Annotated in this window: 3 protein-coding genes; 1 reads left to right on the top strand and 2 read right to left on the bottom strand. The window is 68.1% G+C overall.

Annotated features, from left to right (window positions below; translation table 11 throughout):
* Window positions 1–196: 196 nt before the first annotated feature.
* Both BN903_RS10260 and BN903_RS10255 read right to left on the bottom strand, forming a co-directional pair.
* Window positions 197–469: a hypothetical protein gene (locus BN903_RS10260; RefSeq protein WP_048077640.1), complete on the bottom strand. Its 273-nt coding sequence runs from the start codon at window positions 467–469 to the stop codon at window positions 197–199.
* A gap of 234 nt (window positions 470–703) precedes the next feature.
* The gene (locus tag BN903_RS10255) at window positions 704–1,198 is read right to left on the bottom strand and encodes a metal-dependent hydrolase (protein WP_048077639.1); all 495 of its coding nucleotides are present in this window, start codon (window positions 1,196–1,198) and stop codon (window positions 704–706) included.
* 99 nt (window positions 1,199–1,297) lie between these two features.
* On the opposite strand from BN903_RS10255, the gene BN903_RS10250 reads away from it, so the two are divergent.
* The gene (locus BN903_RS10250; RefSeq protein ID WP_048077638.1) at window positions 1,298–1,798 is read left to right on the top strand and encodes a CBS domain-containing protein; all 501 of its coding nucleotides are present in this window, start codon (window positions 1,298–1,300) and stop codon (window positions 1,796–1,798) included.
* Window positions 1,799–2,143 lie beyond the last annotated feature (345 nt).

The raw sequence follows: 2,143 nt of genomic DNA, 5'->3' as shown, positions 1-2,143 counted from the left end.
AGGGTTCAGAGATTCGGTGCGGTGACGCCTTGGAAGCGTCCGCGTCCTTCCCGTGGCTCCGCCGAGCCTCGGACCTGGGACATGCGGAGATCGTGGGTTCGGAGCCCACCCCGGCCATATCTCGTTTCGTCACCCCGGTAGCCAGAACTCCCCTGAGCGGTGCGACCGGCCGCCGGACGACTCTGTCGGCGTCGGTTCAGACACCGGATATCTCCGAGAGAACGGTTCCGAGGAGAGTCAGACAGGCCGCACCGATCAACAGCAAGAGCGCGCCTCCGGAAGCCGTGAACCCCTCGGGGTCGGTTCGCAGCGATTCGTAGCCGGCGGTGGCGACCAACCCGACTCCGCCGACCGCCATGAGTAGCACCCCGATGCCGTGGTCGCCGGCAGCGAGCGATCGGATCGCCGGTACTCCGATCGACAGCCCGATCACCGCGAACGCGCCGTTGAAGACGTACAGTCGCTCCATAGCTGCGTGTCAGAACTCCCGGGTCATCGCGAGCGATCCGCGCTCGCACCGTTCCGATTCTGTGTCGGTCCGACGACTCGGTCGGTTGCCCTCTGCGGCCGTCGGTGAACTCCACGTCGCGGCCGGTCAGTCATACGAAGCCGATCGACTACTACCAATTAAACGCCACGTCCGGTCCGTCGTCCGACTTCTCGGTCCGTCCGACCTCTCGGTCCGTCCGGCGATCTTGCGACCTCACACCGGAACCGCTTCGCCGGCGACGAGCGCGACCGCGGCGGTGACGCCACCCAGCCCGAGGAGCGCGTAGTTGGCGACCGGGTTCGCGGCCGCGAACAGGTCGAGGGTGTACTCGTCGTCCCGGACGGGCGCGTACGGCCGGACCCCCATCGGCGTGAGCGCGTCGGCGAGGAGGTGCGAGACGATCGTCCCCGCGCCGAACAGGAACCCGACGCCGCCGAACAGAAGGGCGGTCGCGGCGTCGTTCCGGACACCGAGCGCCAGTCCGACGGTCCCGAACGCGGCTCCGACCAGTAGCGCGAACCAGACGGTGTGCGTGATCCCCCGGTGTTTCACGAACGGGACGCGCACGTCGAGGTCGGGCACCATAGCCGTCGACGCCACGCCGAGGGCACCGAGCAGTCCGGCCTCAAGCGAGACGAGCGCGGTGACGAGGAACCCGAACGGAGCGTAGACGGCGAGCGACGCCCCGATGTGGCCGTTGCGGTACACGCGATCGACTGCGTTCCCGGCCGGTAAGTCCGTTACGTCGGACCCCCCGTCGCGCCCCCGGGGCGAAACGCCTACGGCCTCCCGCCGTGACCGTCCGGTATGTCCCTGACTGCCCGCGATCTCATGGAACCGGACGTGAAGACGGTGTCCCCGGACGACGACGTCGCCGAGGTGTTCAAGCGGTTCGCCCGCTACGAGTTCAGCGGGTTCCCGGTCGTCGACGACGACGAGCGGGTGGTCGGGGTGATCACCGAGTCCGACCTCGTCGACCTGTTCGAGCCCGAAGACGAGACGCTGTGGATACCCATCGGACTCCCGCCGTTCGTGGACACCCTCTCGTATCAGGTGAAGCGGCCGTGGGCCGACCTCGATCTCGGGGTCGACCTGATCCGCAACGCGGACCGCCCGATCTCCGAGGTGATGAGCGCCGACGTGGCGACGGTGACGCCCGACGCGAGCGTCGACGCGGTGTTGGACCTGCTCGTCGGTGACGACCCCGACATCAACCGCGTGCCCGTGGTCGATTCGGACGGGTGGCTCGTCGGGATCATCGCCCGGCAGGACGTGATCCGCGCGTTCCGCGACAAGCGACTGGACTAAGGAGAGTCCGTTTGTTGCGGTAGGAGATTATAAGTGTTCGACTGTGGTACGCTGACGACCACGGCCGCTCATTTATAAACACTCGTCTGCGGAGCGGTGCTGATAACCCCCAAAGCCCCAACCGCTCGGCGATACGCGGCTGCTCCCGCCACGACTGCGACTTCCGAAGCCCCAGCCGGGAGGCGGGCGCACGCTCCCTGCGCTCCTCGTCGCTCACTGCGTTCGCTCCTGCGGTGCTTACATCGCCTGCGCCCGCCTCCCGGCTCGCCCCTTCGACGCCCCGCCCCGCCACGCCGCACCGCACCTCACGCCTCCCCACGCCTCGTCGCTGGCGGTCTTCGCTTC

This window comes from Halorubrum sp. AJ67 (assembly GCF_000513435.1).
Note: the sequence above shows the minus strand (reverse complement) of the source record. Positions and strands in the feature narration are given on the sequence as shown.

Bases quoted from the DNA above. Each gene is read 5' to 3' on its own strand.
- BN903_RS10250 (WP_048077638.1), top strand. From the start codon at position 1,298: ATGTCCCTGACTGCCCGCGATCTCATGGAACCGGACGTGAAGACGGTG.
- BN903_RS10260 (WP_048077640.1), bottom strand. From the start codon at position 469: ATGGAGCGACTGTACGTCTTCAACGGCGCGTTCGCGGTGATCGGGCTG.